16 protein-coding genes are annotated in these 17,626 nt (G+C 34.9%); 8 read left to right on the top strand and 8 right to left on the bottom strand.

The window, feature by feature from the left end; genetic code table 11:
- Nucleotides 1-150: 150 nt before the first annotated feature.
- The 4 genes from IWX83_RS00165 to IWX83_RS00150 all read left to right on the top strand — a co-directional run bounded on the left by IWX83_RS00165 (nt 151) and on the right by IWX83_RS00150 (nt 5,853).
- Nucleotides 151-2,901 carry a TonB-dependent receptor gene (locus IWX83_RS00165; RefSeq protein WP_196826838.1) on the top strand — a complete coding sequence of 917 codons (2,751 nt, stop codon included), beginning with the start codon at nt 151-153 and terminating at the stop codon, nt 2,899-2,901.
- A gap of 179 nt (nt 2,902-3,080) precedes the next feature.
- Nucleotides 3,081-4,286, top strand: coding sequence for a hypothetical protein (locus tag IWX83_RS00160; RefSeq protein ID WP_196826837.1), 1,206 nt, complete (start codon nt 3,081-3,083; stop codon nt 4,284-4,286).
- Nucleotides 4,287-4,388: 102 nt separating this feature from the next.
- Nucleotides 4,389-4,727, top strand: coding sequence for a T9SS type A sorting domain-containing protein (locus IWX83_RS00155; RefSeq protein WP_073352558.1), 339 nt, complete (start codon nt 4,389-4,391; stop codon nt 4,725-4,727).
- 145 nt (nt 4,728-4,872) lie between these two features.
- Nucleotides 4,873-5,853: an acyl transferase gene (locus IWX83_RS00150; protein WP_196826835.1), complete on the top strand. Its 981-nt coding sequence runs from the start codon at nt 4,873-4,875 to the stop codon at nt 5,851-5,853.
- A gap of 45 nt (nt 5,854-5,898) precedes the next feature.
- Here IWX83_RS00150 and IWX83_RS00145 read toward each other — a convergent pair whose 3' ends face one another.
- From IWX83_RS00145 to tyrS, 3 genes are read right to left on the bottom strand one after another with little or no spacing between them, the layout of a single operon-like run.
- Nucleotides 5,899-6,153, bottom strand: a complete 255-nt coding sequence (locus IWX83_RS00145) for a type II toxin-antitoxin system RelE/ParE family toxin (protein WP_073352564.1) — start codon at nt 6,151-6,153, stop codon at nt 5,899-5,901.
- Nucleotides 6,153-6,359 (bottom strand): hypothetical protein, encoded by a 207-nt coding sequence (locus tag IWX83_RS00140; protein ID WP_073352567.1) that lies wholly within the window; start codon nt 6,357-6,359, stop codon nt 6,153-6,155. The genes IWX83_RS00145 and IWX83_RS00140 overlap by 1 nt, the downstream gene beginning before the upstream one ends.
- 30 nt (nt 6,360-6,389) lie before the next feature.
- On the bottom strand, nt 6,390-7,682 hold the full coding sequence (gene tyrS / locus IWX83_RS00135) for a tyrosine--tRNA ligase (protein ID WP_196826833.1): 1,293 nt from the start codon (nt 7,680-7,682) through the stop codon (nt 6,390-6,392).
- Nucleotides 7,683-7,776: 94 nt separating this feature from the next.
- Here tyrS and IWX83_RS00130 point away from each other — a divergent pair, with 94 nt between their 5' ends.
- Nucleotides 7,777-8,766: an NAD-dependent epimerase/dehydratase family protein gene (locus IWX83_RS00130; protein ID WP_196826831.1), complete on the top strand. Its 990-nt coding sequence runs from the start codon at nt 7,777-7,779 to the stop codon at nt 8,764-8,766.
- Nucleotides 8,767-8,778: 12 nt separating this feature from the next.
- On the opposite strand, the gene IWX83_RS00125 is transcribed toward IWX83_RS00130, so the two are convergent.
- From IWX83_RS00125 to IWX83_RS00115, 3 genes are read right to left on the bottom strand one after another with little or no spacing between them, the layout of a single operon-like run.
- Nucleotides 8,779-9,204: a DUF4296 domain-containing protein gene (locus IWX83_RS00125; RefSeq protein ID WP_196826829.1), complete on the bottom strand. Its 426-nt coding sequence runs from the start codon at nt 9,202-9,204 to the stop codon at nt 8,779-8,781.
- A 10-nt stretch (nt 9,205-9,214) separates the two neighbouring features.
- The gene (locus IWX83_RS00120) at nt 9,215-10,555 is read right to left on the bottom strand and encodes a dihydroorotase (RefSeq protein WP_196826828.1); all 1,341 of its coding nucleotides are present in this window, start codon (nt 10,553-10,555) and stop codon (nt 9,215-9,217) included.
- A 12-nt stretch (nt 10,556-10,567) separates the two neighbouring features.
- The gene (locus tag IWX83_RS00115) at nt 10,568-11,293 is read right to left on the bottom strand and encodes a polyprenol monophosphomannose synthase (RefSeq protein ID WP_073352577.1); all 726 of its coding nucleotides are present in this window, start codon (nt 11,291-11,293) and stop codon (nt 10,568-10,570) included.
- 103 nt (nt 11,294-11,396) lie between these two features.
- Here IWX83_RS00115 and IWX83_RS00110 point away from each other — a divergent pair, with 103 nt between their 5' ends.
- The 3 genes from IWX83_RS00110 (at nt 11,397) to IWX83_RS00100 (ending at nt 13,465) form a co-directional block, all read left to right on the top strand.
- On the top strand, nt 11,397-12,068 hold the full coding sequence (locus tag IWX83_RS00110) for a DUF4271 domain-containing protein (RefSeq protein ID WP_196826826.1): 672 nt from the start codon (nt 11,397-11,399) through the stop codon (nt 12,066-12,068).
- A 12-nt stretch (nt 12,069-12,080) separates the two neighbouring features.
- The gene (locus IWX83_RS00105; protein ID WP_073352580.1) at nt 12,081-12,830 is read left to right on the top strand and encodes a uroporphyrinogen-III synthase; all 750 of its coding nucleotides are present in this window, start codon (nt 12,081-12,083) and stop codon (nt 12,828-12,830) included.
- Nucleotides 12,831-12,994: 164 nt separating this feature from the next.
- Entirely contained in the window at nt 12,995-13,465 is a 471-nt protein-coding gene (locus IWX83_RS00100) for an Lrp/AsnC ligand binding domain-containing protein (protein ID WP_073352582.1), read from the top strand.
- A gap of 73 nt (nt 13,466-13,538) precedes the next feature.
- Here the strand turns inward: IWX83_RS00100 and IWX83_RS00095 are convergent, their stop codons facing one another.
- Nucleotides 13,539-14,228 (bottom strand): zinc metallopeptidase, encoded by a 690-nt coding sequence (locus IWX83_RS00095; RefSeq protein ID WP_175547731.1) that lies wholly within the window; start codon nt 14,226-14,228, stop codon nt 13,539-13,541.
- 209 nt (nt 14,229-14,437) lie between these two features.
- Nucleotides 14,438-17,530 carry a leucine--tRNA ligase gene (locus IWX83_RS00090; protein ID WP_196827065.1) on the bottom strand — a complete coding sequence of 1,031 codons (3,093 nt, stop codon included), beginning with the start codon at nt 17,528-17,530 and terminating at the stop codon, nt 14,438-14,440.
- Nucleotides 17,531-17,626 lie beyond the last annotated feature (96 nt).

Below are 17,626 nucleotides of genomic sequence, written 5' to 3'. Positions count from 1 at the left end.
TAAATGTAAACATAAATGAGGTATTGAAAAGCTGTTAACCGTAATTTAATATTGGAGTGATTTGAAGACCCATAACAAAACATAACCATAACAAATCAATAACTTCCGTTTCGCATTTCAGGCGTTACTTTGCAAAAAAATTAAAACCAAATGAAATTCAAGTTACTATTTTTCACGTTATTACTAACAGCTGTTTCTTTTTCACAAAATAAAGGAACGATTACTGGAACGTTAACAGACAAAGATGCTAATAATCAGTCCTTACCTTTTGCTAACGTTCTCCTTAAAGGAACTAGCATAGGAACTAATACTGATATTGATGGTAAATACACTTTAACAGTGTTACCAGGAAGCTATACATTACAACTTAGCTTTGTAGGTTATGAATCAGTAGAGATTCCTGTGACAGTGATTGCCAATGAAACTATAACGGTAAGCAAAGCGCTGGGTTCTGCTGGATATAAATTAGAAGACGTGGTAGTTCGATCTACCGTTAACAGGCAAAAAGAAACTGCATTATTATTAGACCAAAAAAATGCGGTCGAAATAAAACAAACTATTGGAGCCCAAGAGCTTTCCCGTAAAGGAGTAAGCGATGTAGCAACAGCAGTAACTAAAACAACTGGAATAACTAAACAGGAGGGTTCTGGAAATATATTTGTTAGAGGTCTAGGAGATCGCTACAACTCTACCACCATGAATGGTTTACCAATTCCATCTAATGATCCAGAAAAGAAGAATATCAATTTAGAAATTTTCTCTACAGACATCTTGGAATATGTTTCTATTGACAAAGTGTATAATAGTAAATTATACGGTGATTTTGCTGGAGGAAATGTAGACATTGTATCTAAAGATTACAAAGGAAAAGGCTTTCTTAAGGTTGACATTGGTTCAAAAGTAAATACGAATGCAATCAGTGAAGATAACTTTTCATTACAAAAAGGACCTGGCAGTTTTGGTTTTAGTGCAATTGCAATACCAGCAAATCCTTTGACGCAATATAATTTTGGGTCTTTGCAACTAGATAGTAAAACTCCACTAGGAAGCTCTATTGGAATTTCTGGAGGAAAATCATACGACCTAGGAGCAGAAAGTAAACTTAATGTTTTTGCTACTGTATCTTTTGGAAGCGACTTTACGTCTAGATCTGATGGTTCAGCAAAAGGAAATGTAACTGGTGATGGTATAGTAAACAAGAATTTTGATACTTACTCTCTAATTAGCTACAATACTAATTTTACTAGTATGGCTAATATTGGTTATAAAATGAATAGCAATAATAAAATTAACTTCAATACGGTCTTCATAAACAATTCTTCTCAGAGTAAGGAAGAATACACTGGATTTATCATAGATATTGCAAACGATGGTAATGGTTTAATTCGACGTAACAAGTATGAAAAAAATAGTTTGTTCATTAATCAATTGTTAGGAGAACATAAATTGGGGGAACGTTCTAAATTAAACTGGGGAGCATCTTACAACATGATCAAAGGCGATATGCCAGACCGAACTCAAAACATTTTTAGAAAAGAACCTAGTGGTTATGTTTTATCGAGTATTTCTTTTCCTGATAATCACAGATATTTTCAAAAATTAACAGAAAATGAAACTGCTGCAAATATTTCTTTTGATTATAGATTCAACAAGTCAGACGACGACACCTACAATGGTAAATTAACTTTTGGCTACAATGGCAGATTTAAAACGAGGAATTTTGAAGCGTCGCAATTTAATTTTAGAGCAACCAATGAATTCCGTGGAACACTTGTAGATCCAAATAATTTAGATTTATTTTACAACCAACAAAATTTCAGCAATGGTAATTTTGAAATCGCAACCTTCCGCGGTGGACCTCAAGTTCCAAATGCATTAGATCCACAAACCTATAATGGGGATCAATTTATAAATGGTGGTTTTTTGAATACAGAATATAAATTTAAAAAGTTAACTACCGTTCTAGGATTAAGAGGGGAATACATTTTTCAAAAAGTAGACTGGAACACTCAGTTAGATCCAAATGGTGGCTTTAATGAATTAGAAAAAATTGCTTTTTTACCAAGTGTAACAATGAAATATGAACTAAACGAAAAACAAAATTTACGTTTTGGATTTAGTAAAACTTATACGTTGCCACAATTTAAAGAAAGAGCATTATTTGTTTACGAGGATGTTACAGAGGTTAAAGTAGGAAATCCAAATTTATATGCGTCTGATGATTATAATTTTGACTTAAAATGGGAGATGTTTCCAAAAAGCGAAGAATTAATTTCAGTAACTGCTTTTGGTAAATACATACTTAACCCTATGAATGAAGTAACTATTGCTTCGTCCACAAATGATATCTCATTTATTAACACTGGAGATTTTGGTTATGTTGCCGGTGGAGAGATTGAATACAGAAAATTACTTTTTGATTTTGATCAAAATAACGCTAAAAAATTGTCCGCAGGTATCAACGCTTCTTATTTATACAGCAATCAAGATTTAAGTACTGAAAAAGTGATAAAAGAAACGGATTATAATGTGGTTTTTACTGATACTCAAAGTAAATTTACAGGTGCATCTGATTTATTATTGAACGCAGATATCTCGTTATTAAACGAATGGAACAATAAAGAAGGAAGTCTAAACACCACTTTGGCTTACACCTACTTTTCAGACAGAGTTTATGCTATTGGTACAAATGACAAGGGAAATCTAGTTGATAAATCATTTGGTTCACTAGATTTTATCGCTAAATCTAAATTGAATAAAAATTTAGGAATTGACTTTGTAGTAAAAAATCTTTTAGACCCTACCATAGATCGAGTACAAGAGAACAGAACAGGAGATGTAAATGTTTTATCCTATAAAAAGGGGCTATTATTTAGCATCAACTTAAACTATCAATTCTAATATAAAAGAGCAGCTACAACTGCTCTTTTTTTTTATTAAAAAAGCTCTTAACAATGGAAACGTTAAGTTAACAATAACCTCGAGTTAATTTAAACAAACAGTCACAGTTCCTTAACTTCCGCAAAGCAAACTTAACTGACCTTTGACAAATCTAAACAAACACAAATTATATTACAATCATGAAAAAATCAATTTTACAAGTTTTAGGAATTTTAACACTTTCAGCAACACTAGTAACAAGTTGTACAACTGACACTAGCGGTACTGATAGTCCTTCATCAACGTTTGTAATTAATCCTCTTGATTTTCAAGGGACAATTACTGAGGGAGAAGTTGTATTAGTCGCTGGAACAACCTATAAATTGTCTGGAAAAATTCAAGTGAATAGCGGTGCTACATTAACTATTCCTGCAGGAACAATTATAGAAGGTACAGGCGGAACAGCATCTTATATTGCAGTAGCTCAAGGAGGAAAACTAAATGTAAATGGAACAGCTAGCAAACCAGTGGTAATGACAAGTGGATTAACTACTAAAAAAGCAGGAGACTGGGGTGGTTTAGTAATATGTGGTAAAGCACCTATCAACCGCGTAAGTGGAGGAGCTAGTACTGCACAATCTGAAGTTGCAGATTTAGCTTATGGTGGTACAGTAGCCAATGACAATTCTGGATCTATCAGATATTTAAGAATTGAATATGCTGGTGCAGCTTTTAATAGTGAAAAAGAATTTAACGGAGCTTCATTATTTGGAGTTGGTTCTGGAACAACTTTCGAATATGTTGAGACATACCAAGGTGCAGATGATGGTTTCGAATTTTTTGGAGGAACAGTTAACACTTCTAATTTAATTTCTTTTGGCAATGAAGACGATCAGTATGACTGGACTGAAGGTTGGTCTGGTACCAACACAAACTGGTACGGAAAAATATCATTTGGAAAAGGAAATAGAGGAATTGAAGCAGATAATTTTGAATTAGGTTTTGCTAATACTCCCATTGCTAACCCAACAATTACAAATCTTACATTAGTTGGTCCTGGAAGTGGAGCTTCATCACTGATTTACACAGAAAATCAAGGTTTAAAATTAAGAAGAGGAACAAAAGGAATTTTTACTAATGTAGTATTAAGCTCTTGGGCTACAGGTGTTGATGTAGAAAATGATGAAAGTTTAAATGCAATAGGTACTGGTCTTAAAATTACTGGAATAAATTTTATAGATGTAACTACTAAAACTAAAGGTAAAAAGACAGCTGTAGCACCTGCTACAAGTGGAGTTAGCGCAGATGCTTCCTTAGTTATTGCCTCTGAAATAAGTACGGCAACTGGAGCAGGAAATGGAGTAAATGCTCCTTCTTGGTCGGCAGGATGGTCTGTTGGACTATAATTTGAACAATATGTGATACTAAACATCCTGAGAAATCAGGATGTTTTTTTTTGGTATGCTTTTTGAAATATATTTTGTATATTTACTATTCAAACTAATCTGATGGCAAAAAACTACTTTTATACAATTACTTTATTGGTTTTTTTATTTTCCCTTAGCGTTAGTGCTCAGGAAAATAAGCAACAACCAAGAACGCAAGAAACCGCTTCTATTGAAGGTTTAAGCTTGTACCCGAACCCCGTGAGTAATGGTAAAGTCTACATTACCACAAAAAACGATCTCGATAAAGAAATAATTATCTTTGACGTTTTAGGCAAAAAAGTACTTCAAACCACGCTAAGCTCAAGAGAATTAAACGTTTCTAATCTCTCTTCTGGTGTTTACATCATCAAGATCAATGAAAGAGAAGCCTCAGCAACTAGGAAATTAATTATACGGTAATTTAAAAAATAAATGCAAAAAGCTCCATTCCCATTGGGGCTTTTTGCATTTTTACTCTTACAGAATCAATCTCGTGATTCAAGTTTATGCAATTCTGTTTTTGTTTTCCCTGATTTTTTTTGATTACTTTTACAAAAAAAAATAGTTGATTACATCCTCCGATATATTTACCACCTCCAGTCAAAAACAGTTTGAAAAAATTGCCTTAAAAGTATTTCGCTACCAATACGAAAACAATAAGGTATATCAGGAATTTTGTGATTTTTTAAAGACAGATCCTCATAAAGTGAAGTCGCTACAACAAATACCCTTTTTACCAATTCAGTTTTTTAAGAGTCATGAAGTGGTGTCAAATTCTAATCCTATACAAGAAACTTTTACCAGTAGCGGAACAACCGGAATGATTACCAGCAAACATTTGGTTACTGATGTTACTTTATATGAAGAAAGCTACCGCAAAGGATTTTCTGAATTTTATGGAAATATTGAAGACTATGCCATTCTGGCCTTGCTTCCATCCTATCTAGAACGAGAAGGTTCCTCATTAATTTATATGGTCAAGGATTTAATTGAACTCTCCAATCATCCCGAAAGTGGTTTTTACTTGCACAATCATGACGACCTAATTTCCAAGCTTATCGCTTTAGATCAAGCTGGTCAAAATATCATTCTGATTGGTGTTACTTTTGCGCTATTAGATCTGATTGAAAATCACCAGTTTCAATTACAGCATACTATTATTATGGAAACGGGCGGCATGAAAGGCAGACGCAAAGAAATGATTCGCGAAGAATTGCATGAGCAGTTGTGTAAAGGATTTGGCGTTTCAGCCATACATTCTGAGTATGGAATGACCGAGCTGCTTTCGCAAGCGTATTCCTTGGGAAATGGCGTATTTGAATGCCCTTCTTGGATACAAATCCTTATTCGTGACACCGAAGATGCTTTAACCTACATTCCTGATGAAAAAACAGGAGGAATCAACGTGATTGATTTGGCCAACATTAATTCTTGCTCCTTTATTGCCACGCAAGACTTAGGCAAAAAAAATCCCAACAACTCTTTTGAGGTATTGGGACGTTTTGATAATTCGGATATTCGTGGGTGTAACTTGATGGTAATGTAAACCCAATTTCTGATTATTTTTGGTTAACTAAATCAACGAGCAAACTTATTCATAAATATCTTTTCTGTGACCTAAGTCGATTACATCAATTAGTAAAATTTCATCAAAAATTTCATATATAATTCTGTAATCTCCAACACGAATTCTACATCCTTTTCTTCCTTTCAATTTTCTATAACCTTGTGGTCGTGGATTTTCTGCTAAATCATAGATTTGCTTTTTAATCGCAGAATAATGAGGCTCATTAATTTTGATTAAAGCTTTCAAAACTTTTTTTCTAAATTCAATAGTATAAGCCATTACTTCGCTAATTTCCGCTTTTCTTCAATGATTTTAAAAGCTTCGTCTATAGAAATACGATAACCGTCATCCTCTCTTTTGGCTTCATCATAAAGACGCACATCTTCTAAATCTTCCAATTTTTCAATCAATTTATTGTATTTTTTTATTGGCAACACAACAGCCGTTCTATTTCCGTTTTCGTCGGTCAAAAATTGAGTTTCCATAGCTTTTGTTATTTCAAGTAAAGTTATAAATTATTTAACCCGAATCACAAAATAATTTTTCTTACCGCTTTGCAACAGTACAAACTGATTGTTGATTAAATCTTTGGTAGAAAGTACAAATTCCTCAGTAACTTTTTCTTTATTTACTGAAATAGAATTCGCTGCCAAAGCGCGTCTTGCTTCACCATTCGATTTTAAGAAACCCGTTTTTTCATTTAGAACATCAACGATATTGATTCCCGCTTCGATTTCATTTCTTGAGATTTCCGCTTGAGGAACACCATCAAACACATCTAAAAAAGTAGCTTCGTTCAATTGTTTCAAATCATCCGAAGTAGAATTCCCGAACAAAATATTCGATGCCTTTATAGCATTTTCTAAATCTTCTGCTGAATGTACCATCACCGTAGTTTCTTCGGCTAAACGTTTTTGTAACAAACGCAAATGAGGTGCTTCTCTATGCTTTTCAGTTAATACTTCGATTTCCTCTTTCGATAAAAAAGTAAAAATTTTAATGTATTTCTCGGCATCAACATCTGAAGTATTCAACCAATATTGGTAAAATTTATACGGAGAAGTTCTAGCAGAATCCAACCAGATATTTCCACCTTCAGATTTTCCAAATTTAGTTCCATCCGCTTTTGTAATCAACGGACAAGTCAATGCATATGCTTTTCCGCTAGCAATTCTGCGCACTAATTCGGTTCCAGTAGTAATATTTCCCCATTGGTCGCTTCCACCCATTTGCAACGTACAATTTTTTTCTCTGTACAAATGCAAAAAGTCATATCCTTGAACCAATTGATATGTGAACTCTGTAAATGACATTCCTTCGGCAGCTTCGGAAGACAAACGTTTCTTCACAGAATCTTTTGCCATCATATAATTTACCGTAATGTGTTTACCTACATCACGAATGAAATCCAGAAAAGAAAAGTGCTGCATCCAGTCGTAATTATTCACTAATTCTGCTGCATTAGCCGAATTAGAGGTAAAATCCAAGAAACGAGCCAATTGTCCTTTTATTGCTTCTTGATTGTGACGTAAAGTCGCTTCGTCCAATAAATTTCTTTCATTCGATTTTCCAGATGGATCACCAATCATTCCTGTTGCACCACCCACTAACGCTAGTGGTTTATGACCCGATAGCTGAAAATGTTTCAACAGCATCACACCCACTAAATGTCCAATATGCAATGAATCGGCAGTTGGGTCAATTCCCACATACGCCACACGCATTTGTTCCATCAAATGTTCTTCTGTGCCGGGCATAACATCGTGGAGCATTCCTCTCCAAGTTACTTCTTCAATAAAATTCTTCATCTTTTTAATCAATTTGCACAAAGATAAAATTTATTGTGGATTCGGTTATTTGTTTAATAGGTTATTCGAAAAAAATTATTCGTATTTTCGTAGCATGATTTTAGTCACAGGAGGAACTGGTTTAGTAGGCGCACATTTATTGCTTCATTTAATTGATCATGGCGAAAAAGTACGCGCTATTTATCGAAGCAATGCTTCTATAGAGAAAACCAAATCACTATTCTCTATTTATAAAAAGGAATTTCTATTCGACCAAATCGAATGGATTCAAGCAGACATTACAGCTGTTCCTTCCTTAGAAATCGCCTTTCAAGATATTGATATCGTGTACCATTGCGCCGCTTTAATTTCTTTTGATCCAAAAGACGAAGATGTATTGCGAAAAACAAACATTGAGGGCACGGCAAATATTGTAAATTTTTGTATCGACTATCAAATCCAAAAACTTTGTTTTGTGAGTTCTATTGCCACATTAGGCGATTTATTACCCCATGAAAAACTCATCACTGAGGAAACCGAATGGAATCCGGAGAAATACCACAGTGATTATGCCATTTCTAAATATGGTGCCGAAATGGAAATCTGGCGTGGACAACAAGAAGGTTTAGAGGTGATCATAGTAAATCCTGGAGTAATTCTTGGCCCTGGCTTCAGAGAGCAAGGTAGTGGACAACTTTTTACGAAGGTAAAAAAAGGATTGAAATTTTACACAAGGGGTTCAACTGGTTTTGTTGCTGTTTTTGACGTGGTACGCATGGCGCATCAATTGATGCAAAGCGAAACTAAAAACGAACGCTTTACCCTTATCTCGGAGAACATGGTCTTTCAGGACTTATTCAATAGCATTGCTGATTCTTTTAGAGTCAAAAGACCTTCCCTTCACGCAACTCCTTTCTTAATGAAAGTGCTGTGGAGATTGGATTGGTTTTTTTCGAATATTTTGCAACAAAAAAGAAAATTATCTCGAGCTACTGCAACAGCTTCCTATTCTAAAAATACCTATTCTAACCACAAGATAAAAGATCATTTGAAAACGGAATTTATAGACATTCATCAGTATATAAAAGAGATTTCAACGCTGTAACAACACAATTCCTTAGTCTACTTTCGTAGTATCTTTAGCAAGTAAGGCTGGATTTTTCTTCTTTGAAAGTGTCGGATTCTTTTTCTTTTTTTCCAAATTTACTAACGAATCAGCGCTTTTTTTCTTGGCATCCAACCGTTGTACAATTTGTTCAAACATCAACTTATAATCCTCATAATCCGATGCGTAATACACATTACTTTTTGCAAACTGAAGACTATCAATTTTATATTTTTTATAAATAAAGTCTCTTGGATTTATTTTAAAGGTATCTAAGGAAGCTGGATTTTGATATTTTATGGCTTCTAAAATAGATAAATCAACCATAACATTGACCATAACATCCTTCTCCACAAGCTGATCCGGCTTTTGAATCACTTCCTCCTTGCAACTTACCAGAAGAATCAGCATTACTATCACTGTTGTTATTTTTCTCATCTAATAAAATTTATCTCTCGAATAATAATCGTTTCCCTGCGCGAACATCTTTTACTTTAAAAGCATTGTAAACCAATTGTCCGTTTACAAAAGTATGGGTAATTCTGGATTTAAACGTGAATCCTTCAAAGGGAGACCAACCACATTTAGCCAAAATATTTTCTTTTTTTACACTCCAAGGCAAACCTGAATTAACGATAACCAAATCCGCATAGTAGCCTTCTTTGATAAAGCCACGTTTTTCTATTTTGAAAATTTTAGCTGGATTATGGCACATTTTTTCCACAATTTTCTCAATACTTATTTTTCCTTGATGATGCGCTTCAAACATGGCTACAACAGCGTGTTGAACTAGCGGCCCACCAGAAGGCGCATTCAAATAAGATTGTTTTTTTTCTTCTAAAGTGTGTGGAGCATGATCTGTAGCTACCACATCGATTCGATCATCCAACAAGGCTTCCCAAAGTACTTTTCTATCATTGGCCGTTTTTACAGCCGGATTCCATTTAATCAAATTGCCTTTAGTGGCATAATCATCATTGGTAAACCACAAATGATGAATGCAAACTTCAGCTGTAATTTTTTTGTCTTCCAATGGAATTTTGTTCGAGAACAAATCCATTTCTTTGGCCGTCGAAAGATGAAATACATGCAAACGAGCACCTGTTTTCTTGGCAAGTGCAACGGCTTTGGATGATGAAATATAACAGGCTTCTTCGCTTCGGATGAGGTGATGCACCGTAATGGGAACATCTTCTCCAAACTCTGCTTTGTATTTCTCTAAATTATTTTTTATTGTAGTTTCATCTTCGCAATGTACTGCAATTAGCATGGGTGTACTGGAAAATATTTTCTCTAAAGTAGCTTCATTATCCACCAACATATTTCCGGTTGAAGAACCTAAGAATATTTTGATTCCGGCAACATTCTTTGGATTTGTCTTTAAAACTTCCTCTAAATTATCATTGGTTGCACCCATCATAAACGAATAATTCGCATACGATTTTTGAGCAGCCAACTCGTATTTTTGTTCTAATATTTCTTGGGTCACCGCATTCGGAACCGTATTAGGCTGTTCGATATAAGAGGTAATTCCACCTGCTACTGCGGCCTTAGATTCAGATTCAATATCGCCTTTATGCGTTAGTCCTGGCTCTCTAAAATGCACTTGGTCATCAATCGCACCTGGAATTAAATAATTCCCTTCGGCGTCAATAATTTTACATTCGGATGACTTGGCACTAATACTTTCTGAAATTTCAACAATTAAGTCATTTTCAATTAACACGTCGCCCTCAAAAATCACTCCTTCATTTACTATTTTGGCATTCTTAATTAAAACCCTGTTCATCGTATCTTTTTCTTATAATGAGTTGACTAATCTTTTTAATCTAAGTGCAATAACTCCAAAAACGGCTTCAACTATTATTGAATTACTCATTTTGGATTGTCCTTTCGTCCGGTCGGTAAAAATTATGGGAACCTCAACAATCTGAAACTTTTTACAGTACGTTCTGTATTTCATTTCTATTTGAAAAGCGTACCCCACAAATTTAATTTTATCTAAATTTATATCTTCTAGAACTTTTCTTTTGTAACAAACAAACCCAGCAGTAGCATCATGAATTTTCATACCCGTAATCATTCGCACATAAACAGAGGCAAAATAGGACATTAAGACCCTACTCAATGGCCAGTTTACGACATTTACACCGGTCACATAACGAGAACCAATGGCTAAGTCGGCATCTCCAAAATGACATGCACTGTACAATTTTTCTAAATCATTGGGATTATGGGAAAAATCAGCATCCATTTCAAAAACATATTCATACTTATGATTCAAGGCCCATCTGAATCCGTGAACATAAGCGGTTCCTAAACCTGATTTTTTGTTTCTTTTTTCCAAAAACAATCTACCCTCAAATTCTGATTGAAGTAAAACAACCTTATCAGCAGTGTGATCCGGCGAATTATCATCAATTATTAGAACATGAAAAGATTTTTTTTGCGAAAGCACCGATCGAATAATGCTTTCAATATTTTCAATTTCGTTATAGGTTGGAATTATAACAATACAATCATTCATATTTCGACTAATTTCACGGCAAAAGTAAACTTTTTATGCCATTTGAACCTTAATAAAATTATAATAAAAAGAATGATAGAAAAATTAGTAATTTTGCAGTGTTATGATCGAAACTATACTTCATCCCAGAATAACGGACAGCAAAGACTGGGCAACAGTTCTATTTGTTCTGTCATTTGCTATTGTTGCCATTACTAAATCTGTTTTCGAAAATCGATTTGGTGATTTTGCCAACCTGCTTTTTTCTAATAAATATACCAAAGTATATAGAGACAGCGCCCATTTAAAAAGTGGCTTTACCCTTGGTTTGTTTTTCGTTCAGGTCATTTCCCTTGCGTTTTTTATTCAAATATCGTTGAGTTATTTTGGTTACGCCTCAAAAACAGATTGGCTGCTTTACATTCAGATATTCACGTTCTTAGTTTTCTTTATCTTATCTAAATATTTGATTGAAAAAATAATAGCTACATCCTTTAATATTGAGGAATTTATGGAGCAGTTTAACCTACAAAAGGTGACTTACAGAACCTATATTGGATTATTCATACTGCCTTTTAATATTATTTTGTTTTATTACGACTCCTTTTCAAGAAATATTCCTCTGGTTATTATTGCCATAATACTAGTAATCAATGTTTTGACTTATTTGATTTCAATAAAAAATTATCAAAATTTAATATTCGGTAAGTTGTTTTATTTTATTTTATATCTTTGCGCTCTCGAAATAGCTCCCTATTATTTTATGTATTATTGGTTTACAAAAGGGAGTGCTTAGAAAACGTCATATATGAAAGTGAAAACAATTTTGGTGTCACAACCTGAGCCTAAGGTGGAAAATTCACCTTACTTTGAACTTCAACAAAAGCATAAAGTAAAAATTGATTTCAGACCTTTTATTCATGTAGAAGGAGTTAATGCCAAGGAGATTAGACTTCAAAAAATTGATCTTAACCATTACACAGCGATTATTTTAACAAGTAAAAATGCTGTTGATCACTTTTTTAGAGTAGCGGATGAAATGCGCTTTAAAGTTCCTGAAGGATTAAAATATTTCTGTCAATCAGAAGCTATCGCTTTTTATCTTCAAAAATACGTAGTGTATCGAAAACGTAAAATCTATGTTGGACCAAAAGATTTTGCCGATTTATCTCCACTAATAAAAAAATACAAAGACGAAAAATTCTTATTACCTGCTTCAGACCAATTAAATGCTGATGCGCCTATGACCTTAAATGCTTTAAAAGTAGACTGGACGCCAGCTGTATTTTACAGAACCGTAATGAGTGATTTATCTGATTTAGCCGATGTATATTATGACGTTTTGGCTTTCTTTAGCCCAACCGGAATAAAATCATTGTTTATGAACTTTCCAGATTTCGAACAAAACAATACTCGAATTGCCGTTTTTGGAAGTACGACACAAAAAGAAGCGTTGGATCACGGTTTAAGAGTAGACATTCTTGCCCCAACTCCAGCAACACCTTCGATGACTATGGCTTTAGAAAAGTACATTGTCGAAGTTAATAAAGGAAAATAAAAAAACTACTTGTTACTACCATACAAAAGCCATTCGCAATCCGAATGGCTTTTTTTTGCGCAAATAATAAATCAGACAACTTATTCTTTACATTAATCGTTTTTTACTTAAATTTGATTTTCAATTCAAACTAAATTTCATATTTTAGTTTAAAATAATAACACATGAAAATCAATTCCCTAATCGTAGAAATTGACGGCATCGATAAAGAAATTTTGAGAGATCTGATGGAAGATGCCAGAAAACCAATTCTTCAAATTGCCAATAAAATAGGCATTTCAGGAGCCGCAATTCATCAACGTTTGAGAAAACTGGAACAATCTGGTGTGATTTCGGGCTCTAAGTTTACGGTAAACAATAAAATTTTAGGATACAATACAATGGCTTTTGTTGGGATTTATTTAGACAAAGCCGCACGAAATCCGGAGGCCGTAAGAGATTTAAAGAAAATCCCTGAAGTATTGGAATGCCATTATACCACTGGAAACTGGTCGATTCTAATAAAAATTATCTGTAGAGATAACGAACACTTAATGCAATTGCTTAATACGAAAATCCAAGCGATAGAAGGCGTTTCCCGGACCGAAACTTTCATTTCCTTAGACCAACAAATCGACCGACAGATTCAATTATAGTTTTTTTGGTTTTTTGACAGAAAAAATCCGCCTTGTTTTCACAAGACGGATTATATATTTCCTTCAAAAAGTATTAATCTCTTCTACTTCCGCCCATATAAATGGAAACGTAATACAATAGCGTGGCAATAGAACCTAAAGCAGCCACTACATAGGTTCTGGCAGCCCATTTTAGGGAATCTTTAGCTCCTGCTTGTTCTTGTTGCGTCAGCATTCTTTTGTTCTCTAACCAAGCTAATGCGCGATTACTCGCATCATATTCAACTGGTAAAGTAACAATAGAAAACAGCGTGGTTGCCGCAAAAATGATAATTCCTACCAATAATAATTGTGGAAACGTTTTCATCATCAAGATTCCTCCAAGCAAAATCCACTGCATGTACGTTGACGCCACATTGACTACTGGCACCAATTTAGAACGCATTGTAAGCCATTGGTAACCTACCGCATGTTGTACGGCATGACCACATTCGTGTGCTGCAACAGCAGCAGCAGCAGCGTTGCGTTGGTTATAAACCGCTTCGCTCAAGTTCACCGTTTTATCTGCCGGATTGTAATGATCCGTCAAACGTCCTGGAGTAGAGATCACTCTTACGTCCCGAATTCCGTTATCAGCAAGCATTTTTTCAGCGATTTCAGCGCCTGACATTCCGTTTTGTAATTGTAACTTAGAATAATGTTCAAATTTACTTTTTAGTCTTGAACTAACTAACCAGCTGAAAAGCATAATGGCTCCGGCAAGAATCAAATAACCCATTCCCATATTTTTATTTTTTAATTGTAATGTTTAAAGTTATGAAAGAAATAGCAAAATCTGAACCAATTTTTTATTGTGTCAATTTGGCATTGGTGAAATGGAACACGGATAACGCAGATGAAACTGATTTACGCAGATTTTTATTTATTAGAATCAAAAAATCCAAATTCTAAAAATCGAATTTGGATTAATATGATTATTGCAATATTGGATATTTACCCCACTAAATTGATAATTTTTCCCGGAACGATAATCACCTTATTAGGTATTCTTCCTTCTAATTGTTTGATGGTTCTCTCATCCTTCATAACGATTTGCTCGATTTGCTCCTTGGTTAAATCTAAAGGTAAAACCATTGTAAAACGCATTTTTCCATTGAAAGAAACGGGATATTCCTTTTCGCTCTCAACTAAATACTTAGCTTCAAAAACTGGAAAAGGAACCGTCGCAATTGAACCTTCATATCCTAACAACGACCATAATTCTTCAGCAATATGCGGTGCATAAGGTGAAATCACAATCGCCAAAGGTTCTAAAATCGCGCAAGAATGACAGTTTTGCGCAGACAATTCATTTACACAAATCATAAACTGCGACACTGATGTATTGAAAGAGAATCCCTCAATATCTTCGGCTACTTTTTTGATGGTTTTGTGTAATGATTTTAAATTTTCTTTAGTTGGTGCTTCATTAGTAACAATCATTGTATGTTCATCAAAATACAAACGACACAATTTTTTCAAGAAACCAAAAACTCCCGAAATCCCTGCCGTATTCCATGGCTTTGCTTGCTCCAATGGCCCTAAGAACATTTCGTACAAACGCAACGTATCTGCTCCATATTCGTCACAAATAGCATCTGGAGTAACTACATTGTATTTCGATTTCGACATTTTTTCGACTTCGCGACCAACGATGTATTTTCCGTTTTCTTCGCAAATGAATTCCGCGTCTTTATAATCTTCTCTCCACGCTTTGAATTTCTCAATGTCCAATTCATTTGAAGATTCGTTAATTAACTTTAAATGAACGTGAATTGGATTAAAAGAACCGACTCTAACAGAGATAGACTCTGTACTACCAGTGAAATTTTTCATTATTTCGCAGCCTAAAAAGTCTAATGTACTATCTTCAATTTTATTATAATTAAAAAAGCTTCCGTTTCTAGTCAAATCAATACTTTGAGAGCTATCAATCCCTAAACTATCAATAATTTTAATTATTTCTTTCACACATTTGAATGAAACGAAAATTGGCTTAGAAACTTCTCCAACCGTATCGTTCCCGTAGTCATCCCGACCTCCAGACGCACCAAAAGAACTTAATCTATAAACAAACGCACTCGTCCCCAAAATCATTCCCTGATTAATCAGTTTCTTGAATGGCTCTTCTGTTGGCGCAAAGCCTTTATCTTTAAGGAATTTATTCCAAAAACGAGAATACAACAAGTGACCCGTTGCATGTTCGTTTCCTCCAATATATAAATCGACACTTTCCCAATATTTCAGTGCCTCTTGACTAGCAAATTCGGTTTCATTGTGTGCATCCATATAACGCATCCAATAAAATGAACTTCCCGCCCATCCTGGCATCGTGTTGAGTTCTAAAGGAAAAATCGTTTCATGGTCAACCAAATCAGTACCAACAACGGTATTCGTTTTAGTATTCCAAGCCCAAACTGCGGCGTTTCCTAAAGGTGGCAAACCGTCTTCAGTAGGTAAATACTTTTCTACTTCAGGCAAAATGATTGGCAAATGTTGCGCTGCTATCATTTGAGGCATCCCTTTCACGTAATACACTGGAAACGGTTCTCCCCAATAGCGTTGGCGAGAGAAAACGGCATCACGCAAACGGTAATTGATTTTTCCCTTTCCTTGATTGATTTCTTCCAATGCTGTAATTACTTTTTGAGTTCCTTTTTTGTAATCTAATCCATTTAAAAAATCAGAATTCACTAATTGAAACCCTTCTTTAGCTCCATAAGCAACTTCAGAAATGTCTTGGTCAAAAATGTTTTTGATTTCAGGCATGCCTTGTTGCCCTTTAAAGAAATTTGCAAAAGCATAATCTCTTTCGTCACCACAAGGTACTGCCATAACTGCGCCTGTTCCGTAACCTGCTAGAACATAATCGCCAATCCAAACCGGAATTGGTTCTTTCGTAAACGGATGTTCAGCGTACGCTCCTGTAAATGCACCTGAAATGGTTTTTACATCGGCCATACGTTCTCTTTCGGAACGTTTTGACGTTTTTTCTATATAGGCATTCACTTCCGCTTTTTGTTCCGCAGTCGTAATTTGTGAAACTAATTCGTGTTCCGGAGCCAACGTCATGAACGTAACTCCAAAAATGGTATCGGGACGTGTTGTGAAAACTGCAATTTTAGCTTCCGAATTCTGAACGTTGAATTCTACAGTCGCTCCAACGCTCTTCCCAATCCAATTCCGCTGACTTTCCTTAATACTTTCGCTCCAATCTATGTCATTCAACCCTTGCAACAAACGTTCTGCATAAGCCGAAATTCGCATGCTCCATTGCGTCATTTTTTTACGTACCACTGTAAAACCGCCTCGTTCTGACACGCCATTTACGATTTCGTCATTCGCTAAAACCGTACCTAAACCAGGGCACCAGTTTACTTCAGTCTCTGCTAAATAAGTCAATCTGTATTGCAGCAAAAATTTCTCCTGCGTCTCTTTTGCGAAAGCGCTCCATTCATTTGACGAAAATTGTTGAATGTTGTCATCACAAACGGCGTTGACATTTGCATTTCCTTCTGTTTCGAAAATGGCAATCAAAGTAGCAATATCTTCCGCTTTATCACTGTTCTTATTGTACCAAGAATTAAATAATTGGATAAAAATCCATTGTGTATGTTTGTAATAATCTGGATTTGAAGTTCGTACTTCTCTACTCCAATCAAATGAGAAACCTATTTTATCTAATTGTTTTCTGTAACCAGCAATTATATTTCCTTCTTTATCAACTCCACCATCAATGTTTACTGAAGTAGTATCTTCGGGACGTTGACCCGTTTGTATGGCGTATTGTTCTGCCGGCAATCCAAAACTATCATAGCCCATAGGATGCAATACATTGAACCCTTGGTGTCTTTTATAACGGGAATACACGTCAGAAGCAATATATCCAAGCGGATGACCAACGTGCAATCCCGCTCCAGATGGATAAGGAAACATATCAAGCACATAATACTTAGGTTTTTCTGAGTTGTTTTCGGCTTTAAATGTTTGGTTTTCTAACCAATATTTTTGCCACTTGGCTTCAATTTCGTTTGGATTGTATTTCATAGTATAAGCTTCAGAGAAACTGGCTAGGTCAGTTCCTTTCATTTTTTCTGGCAATGATTATTTTCAGGTGCCAAATTTACGTTTATTGTACGAAAG

The organism is Flavobacterium sp. CG_9.1 (genome assembly GCF_015751645.1).
Taxonomy (GTDB): domain Bacteria; phylum Bacteroidota; class Bacteroidia; order Flavobacteriales; family Flavobacteriaceae; genus Flavobacterium; species Flavobacterium xanthum.
The sequence above is the reverse complement of the archived record's forward strand: the minus strand, read 5'-3'. Positions and strand labels throughout refer to the sequence as shown.